The 17,853-nt window shown below is 40.0% G+C and carries 14 protein-coding genes; 5 read left to right on the forward strand and 9 right to left on the reverse strand.

The genetic code is table 11. The features are described 5' to 3' along the window. Window positions 1–75 precede the first annotated feature (75 nt). The 4 genes from STRPS_RS03265 to STRPS_RS03280 all read right to left on the reverse strand — a co-directional run bounded on the left by STRPS_RS03265 (window position 76) and on the right by STRPS_RS03280 (window position 4,895). Window positions 76–1,209, reverse strand: a complete 1,134-nt coding sequence (locus STRPS_RS03265; protein WP_007895565.1) for an ABC transporter ATP-binding protein — start codon at window positions 1,207–1,209, stop codon at window positions 76–78. A 140-nt stretch (window positions 1,210–1,349) separates the two neighbouring features. Further along, window positions 1,350–2,198, reverse strand: a complete 849-nt coding sequence (locus STRPS_RS03270) for a PucR family transcriptional regulator (protein WP_007895356.1) — start codon at window positions 2,196–2,198, stop codon at window positions 1,350–1,352. A 21-nt stretch (window positions 2,199–2,219) separates the two neighbouring features. Beyond that, entirely contained in the window at window positions 2,220–2,663 is a 444-nt protein-coding gene (gene dtd / locus STRPS_RS03275) for a D-aminoacyl-tRNA deacylase (RefSeq protein ID WP_007895423.1), read from the reverse strand. Between the two features lie 12 nt (window positions 2,664–2,675). Next, on the reverse strand, window positions 2,676–4,895 hold the full coding sequence (locus STRPS_RS03280) for a RelA/SpoT family protein (RefSeq protein WP_007895307.1): 2,220 nt from the start codon (window positions 4,893–4,895) through the stop codon (window positions 2,676–2,678). Window positions 4,896–5,145: 250 nt separating this feature from the next. On the opposite strand from STRPS_RS03280, the gene STRPS_RS03285 reads away from it, so the two are divergent. The 4 genes from STRPS_RS03285 to STRPS_RS03300 all read left to right on the forward strand — a co-directional run bounded on the left by STRPS_RS03285 (window position 5,146) and on the right by STRPS_RS03300 (window position 10,064). Further along, entirely contained in the window at window positions 5,146–7,602 is a 2,457-nt protein-coding gene (locus tag STRPS_RS03285; RefSeq protein ID WP_007895292.1) for a bifunctional 2',3'-cyclic-nucleotide 2'-phosphodiesterase/3'-nucleotidase, read from the forward strand. Window positions 7,603–7,772: 170 nt separating this feature from the next. Then, window positions 7,773–8,234, forward strand: coding sequence for a class Ib ribonucleoside-diphosphate reductase assembly flavoprotein NrdI (nrdI, locus tag STRPS_RS03290; protein ID WP_007895621.1), 462 nt, complete (start codon window positions 7,773–7,775; stop codon window positions 8,232–8,234). Window positions 8,235–8,393: 159 nt separating this feature from the next. Then, on the forward strand, window positions 8,394–9,431 hold the full coding sequence (locus tag STRPS_RS03295; protein ID WP_007895323.1) for a M42 family metallopeptidase: 1,038 nt from the start codon (window positions 8,394–8,396) through the stop codon (window positions 9,429–9,431). A gap of 120 nt (window positions 9,432–9,551) precedes the next feature. Then, window positions 9,552–10,064, forward strand: coding sequence for an AAA family ATPase (locus tag STRPS_RS03300; RefSeq protein ID WP_007895334.1), 513 nt, complete (start codon window positions 9,552–9,554; stop codon window positions 10,062–10,064). Between the two features lie 16 nt (window positions 10,065–10,080). Here STRPS_RS03300 and STRPS_RS03305 read toward each other — a convergent pair whose 3' ends face one another. From STRPS_RS03305 to STRPS_RS03325, 5 genes are all read right to left on the reverse strand, one after another. Continuing rightward, on the reverse strand, window positions 10,081–10,908 hold the full coding sequence (locus STRPS_RS03305; RefSeq protein WP_007895490.1) for an endonuclease/exonuclease/phosphatase family protein: 828 nt from the start codon (window positions 10,906–10,908) through the stop codon (window positions 10,081–10,083). A 45-nt stretch (window positions 10,909–10,953) separates the two neighbouring features. Beyond that, complete coding sequence (locus STRPS_RS03310) at window positions 10,954–13,140, reverse strand: PTS transporter subunit IIBC (protein WP_007895569.1); 2,187 nt, start codon at window positions 13,138–13,140, stop codon at window positions 10,954–10,956. 227 nt (window positions 13,141–13,367) lie between these two features. Then, window positions 13,368–14,144 carry a 16S rRNA (uracil(1498)-N(3))-methyltransferase gene (locus STRPS_RS03315; protein WP_007895499.1) on the reverse strand — a complete coding sequence of 259 codons (777 nt, stop codon included), beginning with the start codon at window positions 14,142–14,144 and terminating at the stop codon, window positions 13,368–13,370. Next, window positions 14,144–15,097, reverse strand: coding sequence for a 50S ribosomal protein L11 methyltransferase (prmA, locus tag STRPS_RS03320; RefSeq protein ID WP_007895321.1), 954 nt, complete (start codon window positions 15,095–15,097; stop codon window positions 14,144–14,146). Before prmA ends, STRPS_RS03315 begins: the two co-directional genes overlap by 1 nt. 12 nt (window positions 15,098–15,109) lie before the next feature. Then, window positions 15,110–15,580, reverse strand: a complete 471-nt coding sequence (locus tag STRPS_RS03325; RefSeq protein ID WP_007895511.1) for a DUF3013 family protein — start codon at window positions 15,578–15,580, stop codon at window positions 15,110–15,112. Between the two features lie 173 nt (window positions 15,581–15,753). On the opposite strand from STRPS_RS03325, the gene STRPS_RS03330 reads away from it, so the two are divergent. Continuing rightward, on the forward strand, window positions 15,754–17,733 hold the full coding sequence (locus STRPS_RS03330) for an amidase family protein (RefSeq protein WP_007895274.1): 1,980 nt from the start codon (window positions 15,754–15,756) through the stop codon (window positions 17,731–17,733). The last annotated feature ends 120 nt before the right edge of the window (window positions 17,734–17,853 follow it).

Genomic DNA, 17,853 nt, shown 5'->3' on the forward strand with positions numbered 1-17,853 from the left:
ATAATTTCAATTAGTGACACAAAGTCCCCAAAATAAAGATTTCGAGGACTTTGTCATATTCTAGAAGGTACTTAATTAACGAATAGCTTTTTCAGTATCAATGTCAAAGAAGTGCCCTTTAGAAACATTAAAAGTTAAGCTTACCTTTTCACCTGGGTTATGGAAGTCACGCGCATCAACGCGAGATGCAAATTCCGTATTGCCAAGTTTGACGTAAAGCATTGTTTCAGAACCTAATAACTCAGAAACTAAAACCTCTGCTTCAACATTAGCATTCGGGAATGTTTCTTCGACAATTAAGTTAGCTGAGATGTCTTCTGGACGGATACCAAATGTCACTTGTTTGCCTTCATAGCCTGCTTCTTTGAGCATTTTTGCCTGTCCTTCAGTAATAGCGATATTAAGACCATCTGGACTGACGATACGTTGACCATCAAAAGTGACATCAAAGAAATTCATGGCCGGACTACCGATAAAGCCAGCAACAAATTTATTTGCTGGTAAGTTATAGAGTTCTTGCGGTGAACCGACCTGTTCAATTTTACCAATTGTCCCGTTACCTTCTGGATTTTTAGTCGCACTCATAATGACAATCCGATCAGCCAATGTCATCGCTTCTGTTTGATCATGAGTAACATAGATTGTTGTAGAACCAATGCGACGATGAATTTTAGCAATTTCAGCACGCATGGATACACGTAATTTAGCATCTAAGTTTGATAAAGGTTCATCCATCAAGAAAACCTTAGCATCACGAACAATAGCACGCCCCATGGCAACACGTTGACGCTGTCCACCAGATAAGTCAGCAGGTTTACGATCTAAGAATTCTGTTAAGCCTAGGATTTGCGCAGCTTCTTTAACCCGTTGATCTATGTCCGCTTTCTTATATTTACGTAACTTAAGACCAAACGCCATATTATCATAAACAGTCATGTGTGGGTAAAGGGCATAGTTTTGGAAAACCATGGCAATATCACGATCTTTTGGTGACTTGTCGTTGACCACTTCCCCATCAATTTTCAATTCCCCTTCAGAAATATCCTCCAATCCTGCAATCATGCGAAGGGTTGTTGACTTGCCACAACCTGACGGGCCTACAAAAACGATAAATTCTTTATCTTTGATATCCAAGTCAAAATCTTCAACTGCATAATGTGTTGTGTTCGGATATTTTTTATAAATGTGATTTAAGTTTAATTCTACCATATCTTACTCCTTGTTTAGACTGAGCTTTCTTTTAAGGAACTAGGGGAAGCACTGTCTTTTTGATACTTCTATTCTAGCAAAGAAAAGGTTTTCAAAAAAGAGACAAAGTACCCAAATGTCTTTGGGCACTTTGCACAATACTATTGTTTATGGATGAAAAGATAAGCAAAGGTTAAATCATCAAGATTTTTGAGATTGAGCCCTGTCTGTCGTTTGGTTTTTTCCAGTTTATATTGGAGTGAATTTCGATGAATATAAAGTTTTTGGGCTGTCTGTACAAGGTTGCCTTGACATTGCCAAAGGGTAAGCACTAGGTCAGATATCTCTTTATTTTGAACTAGATGGTGGTAAAAATACTTTTCTAAGATTGGAAGCTTTACTTGTGTTAGCAGCCCCCATAGTAGCAATTCAGAAAATGAAAAGAGTTGCTTCTCGCCTTTTTGTTCTTGGTAAGATGTTAATAAAAGGTTCTCTTCAGTAAAGTATCCTCTCACTCCTTGGCTATTATGATCTAGCCAGTTGTTGCCTATACATACTGATAAGGCAATACCAAAATCACTTTCGATGGTCGGTAAGATATCGGTAAATAGGCTTAAAAAATCACTGTCTTGGGACTGGTCAACCAGTAAAGCTGTTCGTGATTTAGTTATAAACACGACAGTAACTAAAGAGGGAATAAGTGACTTAAAAAGCTCTAGTAAATCCTCTGGCAAGGCTACTTTATGCTCTAAAAAGATAAACTGAAACTGACCCAAAGCCTCCGGTGAGGGGCCTTTTTTAAGAAGTAAATAATCTTGCCAGGGTGACGAGGACGACTGAGCTATGTCATCGATGAGGTCACATTTTTCCAACAAAAACAATTCCCTAGCTGTTAAGCTTTTCTTTGGTAAATGGATATAGTGATCTCCCTCAGCTATTGTTAGCCAATTTTCACCCATAAAAGGCAAATGGTTCACTTGTCCCTCTGGAAAATACTCTTTTAATTCCATTGTTTCCTTCTCGTTTTCCTTTTATCTCTGTTTGGTATCCAAGGTAATGGTCACAGGGCCATTGTTGTTCAAGGATACCTGCATATCTGCCCCGAAAATCCCTTTCTCTACTGGACAATAATCTGCCAAGAGCCGATTGAAACGCTCATATAAATCTTTAGCTAAGTCGGGGCTAGCAGCCCCAGTAAATGCAGGCCGATTTCCCTTTTTGGTGTTGGCAAACAAGGTAAATTGTGAGATAGACAAGATAGAGCCCTTAACATCAAGCAAGGATAAGTTCATTCTACCTTCTCTATCTGAAAAAATACGCATTTGTGTAATTTTACGCACAGCATAGTCTAAATCATCTTGGTCGTCATCTGGACCAAAACCCACTAATAAGAGTAAGCCTTCTTTAATAGCGCCAGCTATTTGCCCATCAATAGAAACTGAAGCCTGACTCACTCGTTGAATAATAAGACGCATCACATTCCCCCTTTAACCATTTGTTCGTTTAACATTGTATACATCAGGAACAGTCTTAATTTTCTCCACCACCGTCGTTAATTGGGTGAGATTTGGAATGCCAAAGCTAACATGAATATTGGCAAATTTCATATCTTTGGTTGGTTGGGCATTGACAGCCGAAATACTTTTGGTTGAATTTGACAAGATTTGTAGGACATCATTCAAGAGACCACTACGATTTAAGCCATAGATATCAATTTCAGCTTGGTAATCTTTGCTAAAATTCTCCATATCCCACTCAACTTCAATCAAGCGTTGCTCATAACCTTCTTGGCTCTTAATATTATTACAATCCGCTCTGTGAATAGCAATACCTCGCCCCTTGGTAATGTATCCTTCAATGGGATCTCCAGGGACTGGGTTGCAACATTTAGCAATTCTCATCAAGAGACCACTGGCTCCTTGAATGATAACACCATTCTCACTCCGAACCTTAAGAACCTCTTTATTTTCGTGTTTAACCTCTCCGCCTTTAACTAACTCTTCTGCTTCTGCTTTTGCCTTAGCTCTCTCTTCTTCACGGCGTTCTTTTTCTGTTAGCTTGTTAAAAATAGAGACCGGACTCAAGTCACCAAAACCGACGGCTGCATAGAGAGATTCTACACTTTTAACACTGAGACGGGGAAGAATTTCTTCCATCCGTCGCTTTTCTAAATACTTGTTTGCGACATAACCTTGTTCTTGGAAATAGTTGACCAAGAGTTCACGTCCTTTATGGACCGACAGTTCCTTATCTTGATTTTTAAAGAATTGACGAATTTTATTCCGCGCTTTATTGGTTTTTACAATTTTAATCCAGTCTCGGCTTGGCCCAAATGAATTTGGATTGGTCACAATTTCAACAACATCACCGGTTTTTAGCTTGGCTGTAAGGGGCACCATTTTCCCATTAACCTTAGCTCCCGTTGCCTTTTCGCCAACTTGAGTATGGATAGCATAAGCAAAATCAATTGGCCCAGAGTCTTTCGGGAGTTCTTGGACAGCCCCGTTTGGGGTGAAAACATAAATGCGTTCAGAAAAAATATCTTCTTTAACAGAATCAACAAAATCTTTAGCATCGCCATTGGATGCATCTTGTAATTCCACCAATTCGTTAATCCAGTTCATGCCAACTTTCTGATCAGACTGACTCACCTTACCTTTAACACCTTTTTTGTAAGCCCAATGTGCAGCAACACCATATTCAGCCACTTGGTGCATATCTTTGGTTCTAATCTGAATTTCAATTGGCCCCTTTGGTCCATAAACCGTTGTGTGAATGGACTGGTAACCATTGGCCTTAGGCGCAGCAATGTAATCTTTAAAGCGGCCAGGCATCGGACGCCATAATTCATGAATGTAGCCAACCATGGCATAAACATCGCTTTGAGTTTCCATAACACAACGAATAGCAATCAAATCAAAAATCTGATCAAAGCGTTTCTTCTTATCACGCATTTTACGATAGATAGAATAAATATGCTTAGGTCGACCATAAACATCACCATATAATCCCTGTTCTCGGGTGTAGGAGATAATTTTATCAACAATCTCATCCACTAATGCTTCACGCTCTCTTCGTTTTTCACGCATCATATGGGAAATCTTATAAAACTCCGATTCATTAAGATAACGAAAAGCTAAATCTTCTAACTCCCATTTAATACGGCTAATCCCTAAACGATGAGCAAGCGGTGCATAAATTTCCATTGTTTCACGAGAGATACGTTCTTGTTTATCTTTGCGCAGATGCTTTAGAGTCCGCATATTATGGAGACGGTCAGCAAGCTTAACAAGGATAACACGAATATCCTTTGACATTGCCATCAACATTTTCCGGTGATTCTCAGCTAATTGCTCTTCATGAGATTTGTATTCTACTTTTCCTAGCTTGGTTACACCATCAACAATATCTCGAACATCAGAGCCAAAGTCCATTTCAATATTATCTAAGGTAATGTCCGTATCTTCAACAACATCATGTAAAAAGCCGCAAGCAACCGTCACAGCATCTAATTGTAAATCCGCCAAAATGCCTGCCACTTGAATAGGATGAATAATATAAGGTTCACCAGATTTCCGAGCCTGATAATAATGAGCAGCTGTTGCATAATCTAGTGCTTTTTTTACAAAAGCGACATCATTGTGATTCATATAAGCCGCTGCTAAAGCAACGACTTCTTCTCCAGATAAATTTCTTTCTTTTGCCATTCTTTTCCTCAGTCAATTTCTTTTACCTATTTTAACACTTTCATTGAAAAAGCAAAAGGATCTATCCTTTTCGCCACTTTTTCCAAAATAAAGTTTTTAGCTTCTTTTTCAAAAGAGAAAAACCTTACATTTATTGTATCATTTGCCATGAAATACCAAAAAACGTTCGTGAATTATATTGATGAAAACCTTTTTTCACGTTATAATAATAATCTAAGTTCATTTTTTAGATTATTAGGAGATTTTAGGAATGAGAAAATACTATGTTTCAAAAAGTGCTCTTTTACTTGCTATGTTGCTTTTTACAGGAGCAACTCAGATAGTAAAAGCAGAAAGTAGCAATGCCGCTACTACGCCAATGAGTAGCAATACCAATGTGCCAAGTGACGATGCTTTAATTACAGCAACCACTAGCAGTAGGCCAACGGCCCCAACAACAACTGATTTGCCAACTGTTACCAACAACACAAACAACCAAGAAATACCAAGTGCACCTGCTAATCCTGACCCCAAAACAAATAGTCAGCTAGCCCCCGTAGCAAGACAACAAGCTTCAGCTCCTGTTGAAGGGCAAAACATTGACGTGCGTATTGTTTCAACAACAGATCTCCATTCTAATCTTGTTAACTATGACTACTATCAAGATAAGGATTCACAAACTATCGGCTTAGCAAAAACGGCCATTCTGATTGACCAAGCGCGCACTGAAAATCCAAACACTATCCTTGTAGACAACGGCGACATTCTACAAGGCACACCACTTGGCACCTATACTGCCCTAATTAAGCCAGTGTCAGCAGGAGAAGTCCATCCTATGTACGCTGCCTTAAATGCTCTCGGTTATGATGCATCTACTCTTGGTAACCACGAATTCAACTACGGACTTCCTTTCTTAAAACAAGTCATTGCTTCAGCAGGACTCCCAATTGTCAACGCTAACGTTTTAGATGTCAACACTGATCAGTTCGTCTTTAAACCTTACGATATTATTACCAAAACCTTTACAGATGCTAATGGCCAAGCAGTCAACCTTAAAGTTGGCATTACAGGAATTGTCCCTCCTCAAATTATGGCTTGGGATAAGGCAAACCTCGAAGGTAAAGTTAGGGTTAAAGATGCTGTTCAAGCGGTGACAGAAATTATTCCTACCATTAAAAAAGCTGGCGCTGATATTATCCTAGTTCTGGCACACACGGGTATTGGTGACACTATCTATGAAGTTGGCGAAGAAAACGTCGGTTATCAAATTGCCAGTTTAGCAGGGGTTGATGCTGTTGTAACCGGACATTCACACGCTGAATTTCCTTCTGGAACAGGCACCGGAACTTACGAAACTTACGCAGGGGTTGACGGCGTTTCGGGGCTCATTAATGGCACTCCCGTTACCATGGCTGGAAAATACGGCGACCATATCGGAGTAATTGATTTAGATCTTACTTATACCGGTGGTAAATGGCTTGTTAACAAAGAGCAAAATCATGCCGAAATCCGGAAAATTAATACTAAATCAACAGAAGCTGACCCTAATATCCTTGCAATTGCCGCTAAAGCCCACCAAGGAACAATTGATTATGTTCGTCAAACCGTGGGAGAAACAAAGGCACCAATCACCAGCTATTTTGCCTTAGTAAAAGATGATCCTTCTGTTCAGATTGTCAACAAGGCTCAACTTTGGTATGCTAAACAACAATTAGCAGGTACCCCTGAGGCCAACCTTCCACTTCTTTCTGCGGCAGCCCCATTTAAAGCTGGTACACGAAATGACCCAACTGCTTATACTGATATTCCTGCTGGTCCAATTGCAATCAAGAATGTTGCAGACCTCTATCTTTATGATAACGTTACTGCCATTGTTAAAGTCACAGGTGCAGACCTCAAAGAATGGTTAGAAATGGCTGCTGGGCAATTCAATACTATTGATCCAACTAATACCGGTCCTCAAAACCTTGTTAACACTGATTTCCGTACTTATAATTTTGATGTGATTGATGGTGTGACTTATGAATTTGATATTACCCAAGCTAATAAGTACGATGCCAAAGGTGACCTAGTAAACCCTTATTCTAGCCGAGTTCGCAACTTGAAATATCAAGGAAAAGACATTGACCCCAATCAAGAATTCATGGTTGTGACCAACAATTATCGTTCAAGCGGAACTTTTCCCGGTGTGAAAAATGCAACCTTCAATCGTCTCCTAAACTTGGAGAATCGCCAAGCCATTATCAATTATATTGTTTCTGAAAAAACCATTAATCCAAGCGCCGACAACAACTGGTACTTCGCTAATACTATTGAGGGTCTGAATTTACATTTTCTGACTGCTGACGAGGCGAAAAATCGCCTTAAGGATATCAAAGATATTAGCTATCATGCTCCTTCAGCTATCGAAGGTTTTGGTGATTTTATCTTTACCTATATCAAACCTGAGAAGTCAACAAATCCAGTCGGAAGGACAGATACTACTAATCCAAATAATCCTCGTCAAACAGATCATCACCTTACCGATTCACAACGTCAATACATCTATCAATTGGCAGCCAAGCTCTATCATCAAACAAACAGAACACAAGCTAACACAAGTGAAACTATTGCTAACAAACAACTGCCGCACACAGGTGTTAAAGAATCTCTAAATAGCTTAATACTAGGACTAAGTTTTCTTGGTTTTGCTGGACTTTTTAAGAAAAAAGGGGCAAAAAAAGGTTAAGTCAGAAATGACCTTGTTCCCATCATATTAGCTCAATTCTATATTACTGAGAAAACCAAAAGAAGCTAGCTGGATTTTACGATTCTGCTAGCTTCTTTTTAGCTTGTGCAATACTATATCTTGTGCTAAACTGTTAGTTATATTACAAGATATAGTACAAGGAGACATATATGTCTGATTTAACCATTGTCTTTATTAGCTTAAGTGGAAACACACTTAGCTTCGTCAAACGCTTAAGCCTCTATTTAGAGGGAAAATATAATATCCAGACCAAGCCAATTAACATTAAAGAATTAAAGCATACCACTTTTCCTGTTGAGGATGATTTTGTCACAATTTTACCCACCTATTTAGAAGGGGGAAATGGCCTAGACTCCGGAGATGTGGAAATCCTCACCAATCCTTTAGGTGATTTTCTAGAAGCTCACGATAACTTCAAACATTGCTTTGGAATTATTGGTTCTGGCAACCGTAATTTTAATAACCAATATTGTTTGACAGCTAAACAGTATGAAAAGCGTTTTGGTTTCCCCATGCTAGGTGATTTTGAATTACGGGGAACTAGTGCTGACATTGAACGCTTAGCGAAAATAATCATTGAACAGAAAAAAACCTTTCAAGGACAGTCATAGAAAACCCAGTCTTTTGCGCCTCTTTATCAACAAGTAAGACCTGCATTTTAGTTTTACTTTGACAGACACTATTATAGAGTCTCTGTTCCGGTTTTTCTTATGTAAATGCCTTTAGCATGATATAATAGAAACAGTCAATAAAGGATAAAGGAAGTTAACATGAAAACAACTGTTGATTATATTACAAAACTTACTCAAATCCCCTCACCTACAGGCTTTACCAAGAGAATTATGAAATATGTTGCCGAGGAACTAAGTAGCTTTGGTTACCAGCCCATAAAAACTAACAAGGGCGGTCTTATGGTCTCTGTTAAAGGCCAAGATGACAGCAAACACCGCCTTGTAACTGCCCATTTAGATACTTTAGGAGCAATGGTTCGTGCCATTAAACCTGATGGCCGTCTGAAAATGGACTTAGTCGGAGGTTTTGTTTACAACGCTATTGAAGGTGAAAATTGTACTGTTCACCTTGCTAAAAACGGCAAGGAAATCTCAGGAACTATTCTCATTCACCAGACGTCCGTTCATGTTTATAAAGATGCTGGCACTGCTGAACGGAGCCAAGCTAATATGGAAGTTAGACTTGATGAAAAAGTCCGAACCGCTGATGAAACCCGCGCACTTGGGATTGAAGTTGGTGATTTTATCTCCTTTGATCCTAGAGTCGTACTCACAGATTCTGGTTTTATTAAATCTCGTCATTTGGATGACAAGGTTTCCGCAGCTATTCTGATAGAACTTTTAAAAGAATATCATATCCATAATATCACCCTACCTTATACAACTCATTTTTACTTCTCAGCATTTGAAGAAGTTGGTCATGGTGCTAACTCAAGCTTACCAAAAGAAACCGTCGAATACCTAGCAGTTGATATGGGAGCAATGGGAGATGACCAAGCAACTGATGAATACACGGTTTCCATCTGTGTCAAAGATGCCTCTGGCCCCTACCATTACGATCTTCGTCAACATATGGTTGCCCTTTGTCTCCAAAACAATATCCCCTATCAATTAGATATTTATCCTTACTATGGTTCAGATGCCTCAGCTGCACTAAGATCTGGCGCTGAAGTTAAACATGCTCTCCTTGGAGCAGGAATAGAATCAAGTCATTCATACGAAAGAACACACAGAGACTCAGTTGAAGCTACAGAAAAGCTAGTAGATGCCTACCTTAGAAGTCAAATGATTGATTAAGTTTTCACTCAGACTCTTGTTGCTAAGAGACAAAGGCATTCAGAGACCTTCTTAACTAGGGCAACAATCCTTCTGAAAGCCTTACTTGATTGATAACACCACTAAGGAGCCTAACATTATATGCCTAATTTAATTATTATCAGAGGAAATGCTGCAAGCGGTAAAAGTAGCTTAGCTAGAGCACTTCAACAGCAGTTAGGAGAAAATACCTTACGGCTTTCACAAGATGACTTACGCCGAGGGATGCTCTTAGCACATGATAGCTTTGATACACCAACTATTTCACTTTTAAAAACCTTATTACACTATGGTTTTAACAATTGTGACTACATCATTTTAGAAGGTATTCTAAAAGCGGACTGGTACCAACCCATCTGGCACTATATCACTGAGAATCCCCAGATCAAAACCTTCGCTTATTACTATGATCTAACATTTGAAGAAACAGTCAAGCGTCACTCCCAAAGAGCTAAATCAAAGGATTTTGGCAAAGCCTCTCTAAAGAAATGGTGGAATGATAAGGATTACATAAAGACCATTCCCGAACAGCTTTTTAACGCTGAGCTCTCAATTGAACAAGCTCTCAGCCACATTTTAAAAGAGATAGAAGAAAGTCAGGACGCTTCGTCCTGACTTTCTTCTATCTACATTAATCTAAATTAGTCCAGCTTGTCTCCACAGACAAACCATAATGATCACTGACTACTGGGGCGTCTCCACCTTCAAAAGTAATTTCTGAGCGACTGATATTAAACTCTTGGGTCATAAACGCATGATCCACCTTAAAGGAATCTTTATTACCTTCCCAGCCATCTATATCAGACACAATACTATGATTCCCAAAAACAATTTCTGCTACTTTGTGACTATCCCGTAGCCCCAAGGAGCTTCTTAGAATGAGATTATACCCTTTACTATCTGTCGGGTTATTAAAATCTCCCATGACAACTAAGGGTAAATCCGAATTCTGTAAGCTCTGCTCCAGTAGAGACCACTCTTCTTCAAAACCTTTTCCAAACCAGGACAGATGAACAGATGCAAGGGCCACTTCTCGCCCATCAATCTCTGTTTTAGCCAAGAGCACACGTCTGGTATGAAAGTCATACTCATCATCTATCGCTGTCACTAGGATTCCCTCAACCAGCATTGGTTGTTTTGAAAGAATAGCCACGCCTTCCTTGTAAATATCGTAACCAATATGATTATAAGCCCATGACCAATAATAAGGCTGCCCCCGCTTTGCTAAATAATTAGTGAGTAAGAGGGCAAAATTATCCTTATGTAGGGGCGGGGTTCCCGGAATTTTTTGGTAAAAAGAGTCTTCGGTAGCTAAATCACTCTCAATCAGTTGATTGACTTCCTGCAAGCAAATGACATCATATTTCTCAGCAAGTATATGTTCTGCCAAATCAAATAGTTTTTTTAAGGCATTCACTTCCATCCAGGAATGAGTATTTAAGGTTAACCATTTGGCCATATATTTCCTTTCTCCAAAGAATAAAGAACAGATTCCTCTGATTGCTTAGAGCTTGACGCTAGCAACCTTTGTTTTAGCGGCTTCTTCTCCTGTTTTAAGAAGGCTCACCTCAATGACTTCTGCTTGATTGGTGAAGACAAGAACAATTGTTTTTTCTTTTCCTGCAGCTACTATCGCTTCTAAATCTGCCTTAATGAGAAGATCACCAGCTTTCACTTTTTGACCTTGACTAACTTGCACATCAAAAGGTTCTCCATTTAACTCAACTGTATCTAAACCAACATGAATTAAAACCTCTAAACCAGAGTCTGTTATTAAGCCAAGAGCGTGTTTACTTGGGAAAATACTCGTAATTATCCCCGAAACTGGAGCATAAATCTCTCCTGAAGTCGGTTCCACAGCAAAGCCATCACCCATCATTTTACTAGCAAAAACCTGATCTTTTACCTCTGTAATAGGCAAAACAACTCCTTGGGCAACGGAATAAATAGCTTCAGAAATTCCTTGGGAACTTGTGGAAACCACAGGTTCTGTTGGAGAATTGGAAAAGTCTGTTTGGGGAATGGCAACACCTGAGTCTAATAAATCTTGAATATCTGATTTTAAGATATCTGCCTTTGGCCCATAAACTGCTTGGACGCCTGAACCCTTGACAATCAGCCCCATGGCACCAGCTTTTTTCCAAGCCTCCTCAGTTCCAAGTCGTTTAGAATCCTTGACAGTTACTCGTAAACGTGTCATACAAGCGTCAACATCTGAAATATTATCAGCACCACCTAATAACTGAATAATTTGCAACACTTGTGGGCTCGCATTTGTAGCCTGAATAGTAGCTGTTTTATGATGATCATTTTCTAGCATATCAGCATCATAATTGCCAAGACGACCTGCCGTTGCTAAATGCATCTTTTTAATCATAAAATCAGCAATAAAATACATGATGAGACCAAATAATACAGAGACCCAAACGAAATTGATTAAATCCATACCAAGACCTGCTTTAATCGCCATTGGCGTCCGAGTTAATAATTCAATGTTTCCAAAAGAATGTACCCGAAGATTAACGAGGTCGGCCATTGCAAATGAAGCTCCCTGGACAAGAGCGTAAACAAGATAAAGTGGCATAGCCGCAAACATAAACATATACTCAAGCGGCTCTGTAACACCTGTTAGAAAAACGGCTGCCGCTGCTGAGATGAACATCATTTTGTATTTAGACTTTTTATCTTTATCAACATTTCGGTACATGGCTAAAGCAACACCCATAAGGGTTCCCGTTGCGCCAATCATTTGTCCAACCTTAAAACGAGCAGGTGTTACACTAGTCAGCAAATCGTGATAAGCTGAAGCATTTGACCCTTTCAAGTTAACAAGGTCTGTTACCCAAGCTAACCAAAGTGGGTCTTGACCAAACACCTTTGAACCTTGGCTAGCACCTGTCAATACTTCATAGGTCCCTCCAAGCGCAGTATAGTTCATTGGGATTGTCAACATATGGTGTAAGCCAAAAGGAAGGAGCAGACGCTCTAAAGTACCATATAAAAAAGGTGCTAAAAATGGAGCTGTATCTTGTGAAGAAGCAATCCATTTACCAAAACCGTTAATACCAGTCTGAATCAAAGGCCAGATAATAACTAAAGCAAGCGCAACTAAAACTGAGCGTAAGATAACGACAAAGGGAACAAAGCGTTTACCATTAAAAAAGGTTAGCACTTCTGGCAATCGACGGTAGTTATAATATTTATTATAAGCTGTCGCACCAACAAAACCAGCAATAATACCAACAAAGACACCCGTATTCAAGGCTGGCGACTCCAAAACACTTGTAAAGTAATCCTTAACAATCATTTGAGTACCAAAAAGGCTTGAAATTTTAGCCCTTGGGTCAGCCAACATAGCTGCATTAACCCCATAAAAAGCTCCCGTAATACGGTTAATTAATATAAAGGCAAGCCCAGCAGCAAAAGCACCACCAGCACGTTCCTTAGCCCAACTCCCCCCAATAGCTAAAGCAAAGAGTAAGTGGAGGTTCACAATCACAGCCCAACCAATTTGAGCAATAATATTTCCTAGCGAGCTTAAGACAGCTGAATCATGATTAATCATCGGAATAGAATTCCCAATACTAATCATCAAACCAGCGGCCGGCATTACCGCAATAACAACCATTAGACATTTTCCAAACTTTTGCCAAAACTCAAAGCTGAAAATGTGTTTGACAGATGCTTTCATTATTTTCTCCTTTTTCTTGACTTAGAATCATGAATCTCAAGATGAATCAGATTTTAAACAAGTTTTGTAAACGGTTTACGCAATCGTTTGCGTTACCTCTTTATTATATGCCCCTTTTAACTTTTTGTAAAGGGGCCTCTTGAAAAAAAATAAAATCTTCCCAAACCTGGAAAGATTAACTAGACTAATGGTGGGTGATTGCCTGTACCACAATCATTGGTTTATAATCATTGATCAGCCCTTCTGACATCATGCTTATTATTCTCATCTAACTCCAAAGCATAGCTCACCGCGCTCAAAACATACAAAGGTGCCGTTTCCGTCCGCATAATACGAGGACCTAAACCTATAGTCTGTGCCCCCATTACTTCAAAAGCTTGAATCTCTTGAGGTGACAAACCACCTTCTGGTCCAAAAATAAAGAGCAGTTTGTCACCCGGTTGACAAGCTTTTAATCCAGTCGCAAAAGCAGCTTGTTCACCTGTTTTTGCTGATTCTTCATAAGCGACAAACACACTATCAAATCTAGATACTTGTTTCAGAAAGTCCGCCTTTTGCTCAAACAATTCCACTTCTGGAACAATGTTACGTTTACTCTGTTCAGCTGCACCTTGTGCTATCTTTGCCAACTTTTCTTGCTTCTTGGCTAATTTTTTGCCGTCCCATTTGGCCACTGACCAGTCCGCTGGAAAAGCCCAAATAGCAGAAGCACCTAATTCCGTCGCTTTTTGCGTTACCCATTCTAGCTTATCACCTTTTGGAAAGCCAGAGGCAATAGTCACATCTACAGGCAGTTCGACAGATTGATCCCAATCTTCCAAAATAGTAAAGCTATGGGCTGCGCTATCAGAAACAGCAGCTAAACGCTTAATCCCATCGTCGAAGACCAGACAGACCTGATCGCCATCGGTCAAGCGCATAACCTGAAACATGTGTTTAACAGTTTCCTTATCCTTAATAAAAATCGGGTTTTGACAAGGACCCTTAATAAAATATTGTTGCATTAGCCACCAATCACTCCTGATTTATTATCCGTTTTCTTGAAGACACAGGCATTCCATTCTCCTTGAATCATGTGAGTTTCTAAGAAAAAACCGGCATCTTCAGCTGACTTGCGGACCATATCCCATTTTTCTGAAATAATACCTGACATAATCAAGTAACCCTCATCATCAAGCAAACGATAGGCATCTTCTGTCAAGTGAATTAAAATATCAGCTAGGATATTGGCAACAATTACCTGTGCTTTCTGCTCGACACCTTTTAGAAGGTTACCAGTAGCCACTTGGATATTGGACGTCTCCTGGTTTAAAGCAATGTTCTCTTCAGCCACACGCACCGCTACATCATCTAAATCAAAAGCAAAAATTTCCTTAGCTCCTAATAAAGAACTAGCAATAGATAAGACGCCAGACCCAGTTCCCACATCAATGACGGTCTCACCGCCACGGAGCACTTGTTCCAAAGCAAAAAGACTCATCTTAGTCGTCGGATGAGTACCTGTCCCAAAAGCCATCCCCGGATCCAGACGGATAACCTTTTCCTCAGACTCAGCCTTGTAGTCGGTCCACGAAGGAACGATGGTCAAGTCATGTGTAATGCGAGCCGGCTCGTAGTATTTTTTCCAATTATCAGCCCAATCTTCCTCTGCCAATTCCTGAGCCGAAAGTGAAATGTCACCGGTTTCCAATCCAGACGTCCGTAACTTATTCAAACCATTCTCAAGTCGGTCTCGCAAGGCCACTAAATCCATACTATCTGGGAAATAACCCGTAACGGCCACACGGTCTGATTGTTCTACCTCTGGAAAAATTTCACCATACCGACCTATCTGACCCAAGTAATCCGCACTATCACTAATAGCCACCCCCTGACTACCAGCCTCAATCAAAATATTTGAAACAGCCTCCTCAGCATCTCGGTGAATCGTGACTGTTAATTCTTGCCATGTGTTCATAAAAATCTCCTTTTAATACCTTGGATAAGCAAAGAATTCAGTTTCCTCAAGCTCTTCTTGTCCCTGAGCGAAAGCTTCCGCGTTCCAATCAAGACCGAAATCAACCTTAGTAGTATCATCCAAGAAATCCATGAGATCGCTTTGCCCTTCAGTTGCCACATCATTGAGAAATTGCACAAAGTACTGTAAGAATTCACGAGATAAGCCCTTCTTAGGCTCATAAGGAATGGTTACCAAGTAGTCATCTTTTTCAAATTGACTTTTCTCAGGATTATAAAAAAGCACATAATCCTCAAAAACAATATCCTCTTGCGATACTTCACCTTGATCATCAATGGTTTGTACCGCAGCTTTGTTTTGTGCCTCCAAAACAAAAGTTAGCTCCACTGCATGGTTTTTCTTATCCCAATCCATAGCATAATCATAGTTAAAATGCTCATCCATTTCTTCTTCAATAATTGATAAAAAACCAAATTTAGCCATATCATTTGCCCTTTTTCCTAACGGTTATTTTTTTCCATTGTAGCATAAATTTAGCTAACTTTCATCGGCTAATCCTAGATGGAAAAACACTAGCATTTTAGCAAGCGCTTTAAAGCTTATTTTCCTCTCATTATGTTAAACTAATAAGTGATTATAATGTTAGGAGAAAAAGAATGAGATATTCTAAACACTACCCCTCTCAAACAAGACAAACCCTTTTGGCCTTGTTATTAGTCGCTGCTGGTCTCCAAACAGGCATACTGATTGGTCAAGCTGATGAGAGCACAATTGATAGCCAGCCGCCAGTGAGCCAAGTCCAAGTGAGTAAACAGCTACAGCCAGAATCAGTCATTTCAAAAGCCGAACATACTCCCACAGCTCCTCCAGTTCCAGCTGAAAAAGTAATTAGGCAGACAAGCCCCTTAACAACAGAAATCACAAGTCCATCACAACAAACCCCTATTACTCTAGAAGACTATAAAGCGGCCAGTGCCAGTCAATTAGCCGAATGGGCGCGACAGCAACGTATCTCAGGCCAACAGTTATTAGACTTTGCTTTAGAAACCATCAAAACCACGAACCCCGAGCTTAATAATGTGATTTCTTTACGTGAATCTTTAGCTCGCCAAGAAAGCGACCAAATGGTGGATCAAGGACAACCCTTTTACAAAGTTCCGATTCTTGTCAAAGGCTTGGGCCATACCATTGCTGGCAGCAGTAATACTAACGGCTTAGCCTTTCTAAAAGACAAAACCAGCTCATCCACCAGTGCTTTTGTCAAACAGCTTCAAAAAGCGGGATTTATCGTCATAGGGCAATCATCTTTTCCAGAAATGGGATGGATAAATGTTACCAATTCTAACCTCTATGGCAACACCCACAACCCTTGGCAATTAGATAAAAATCCTGGTGGCTCTTCTGGTGGCTCTGCAGCGGCTGTAGCATCAGGTCAAGTAAGTTTAGCCAGCGCTTCTGATGGTGGTGGGTCTACTCGTATTCCAGCTGCTTGGAGCGGTTTAATTGGTTTACACCCAACACGTGGCATCTTGGAAGGGAATCCCACCTCTGAACGGAGTAATGTTAGCCATTTTGCTTTAACCAAGAACATGGAGGACACCAAAAAACTCTTTCAATTTCTCTTAAAAGATAAGGCTAAAGCACAGCAAAATTCTCAACACTTAGACCCAAGTATTCCTATTGCTTATACCACACAAACCCCAGCCGGAACTCCAATTAGCAAAGAGGCTATTACCGCTGTCAAAGAAGCCGTAGCTTTCTTACAAGAACAAGGCTATCAAACGGTTGAAGTTCCTTACCCTGTTGATGGCAAAGCCATGATGCACTATTATTACACCATTGCCGCTTCTGCCGCACCATCAATCAATTTCATGGCACAGCAAAGCTTGAAGCGCCCACTACAAAAAGATGATGTAGAACTCCTTTCATGGGCACTTTACCAGACTGGGAAAGATTTGAGTAAAGACGATGTTGATAAAGCCTGGAAAGGTATTGCTGAACTAACCAAGCAATTAAACCAATTCTACCAAAAATACCCCATTTTCTTAACTCCAACCACAGCCTATCCAGCTCCCCCTGCTGACTATCACCATATCCCCCAAGAATTAGTCGCACAACTCAGTGACATGTCTCAATTAAGTAAACATGAAAAATTAGATTTAATCTACCGCCAATGGCTACCTGCTTGGACCCTAACACCTTTCACACAGCTTGCTAACTTGACTGGAACACCTTCCTTGTCTTTACCAACTTATGTAACTACAAGTGGCTTACCACTAGGCCTTTTGGTAAATAGCAGCGCCCATAACGATGGACTTCTTTTGCAAATGGGTGAGCTTTTTGAGAAGGCTAATCGCTTCCACATCTTAACTGCTGTCCCAAAAGGATTACCAACAAATCTAAGCCAAGAGACACAAACCAGAACTAAAAAGACTAAAAACCAGCAAGAAATAATCCCAGTGAGCTACCATACTAAAAGCTGGGCAAGATATGCTTCACTCCAAACCAGCCACAACAAGCTTCCTCAAACTAGTGAGGACAATTCCCAAGGGATTTCAGTAGCTGCTTATGTCAGCCTTTTTCTTGGAACACTCTTTTTAGCTGGTAGTGCCTCAAAACAAAAAGAAACACACTAATAGCAATTCTATTTGGTTCCCTATGACCCAGACTCTCCCCTCACAGAGGACACTTCTGTATACTTAATAGTTTTTTTAGAGCAATTAGGACTGAGGTTCCTCTAGGAAACCTTCAGTCCT

The organism is Streptococcus pseudoporcinus LQ 940-04 (assembly GCF_000188035.1).
GTDB classification, from domain to species: Bacteria; Bacillota; Bacilli; order Lactobacillales; family Streptococcaceae; genus Streptococcus; species Streptococcus pseudoporcinus.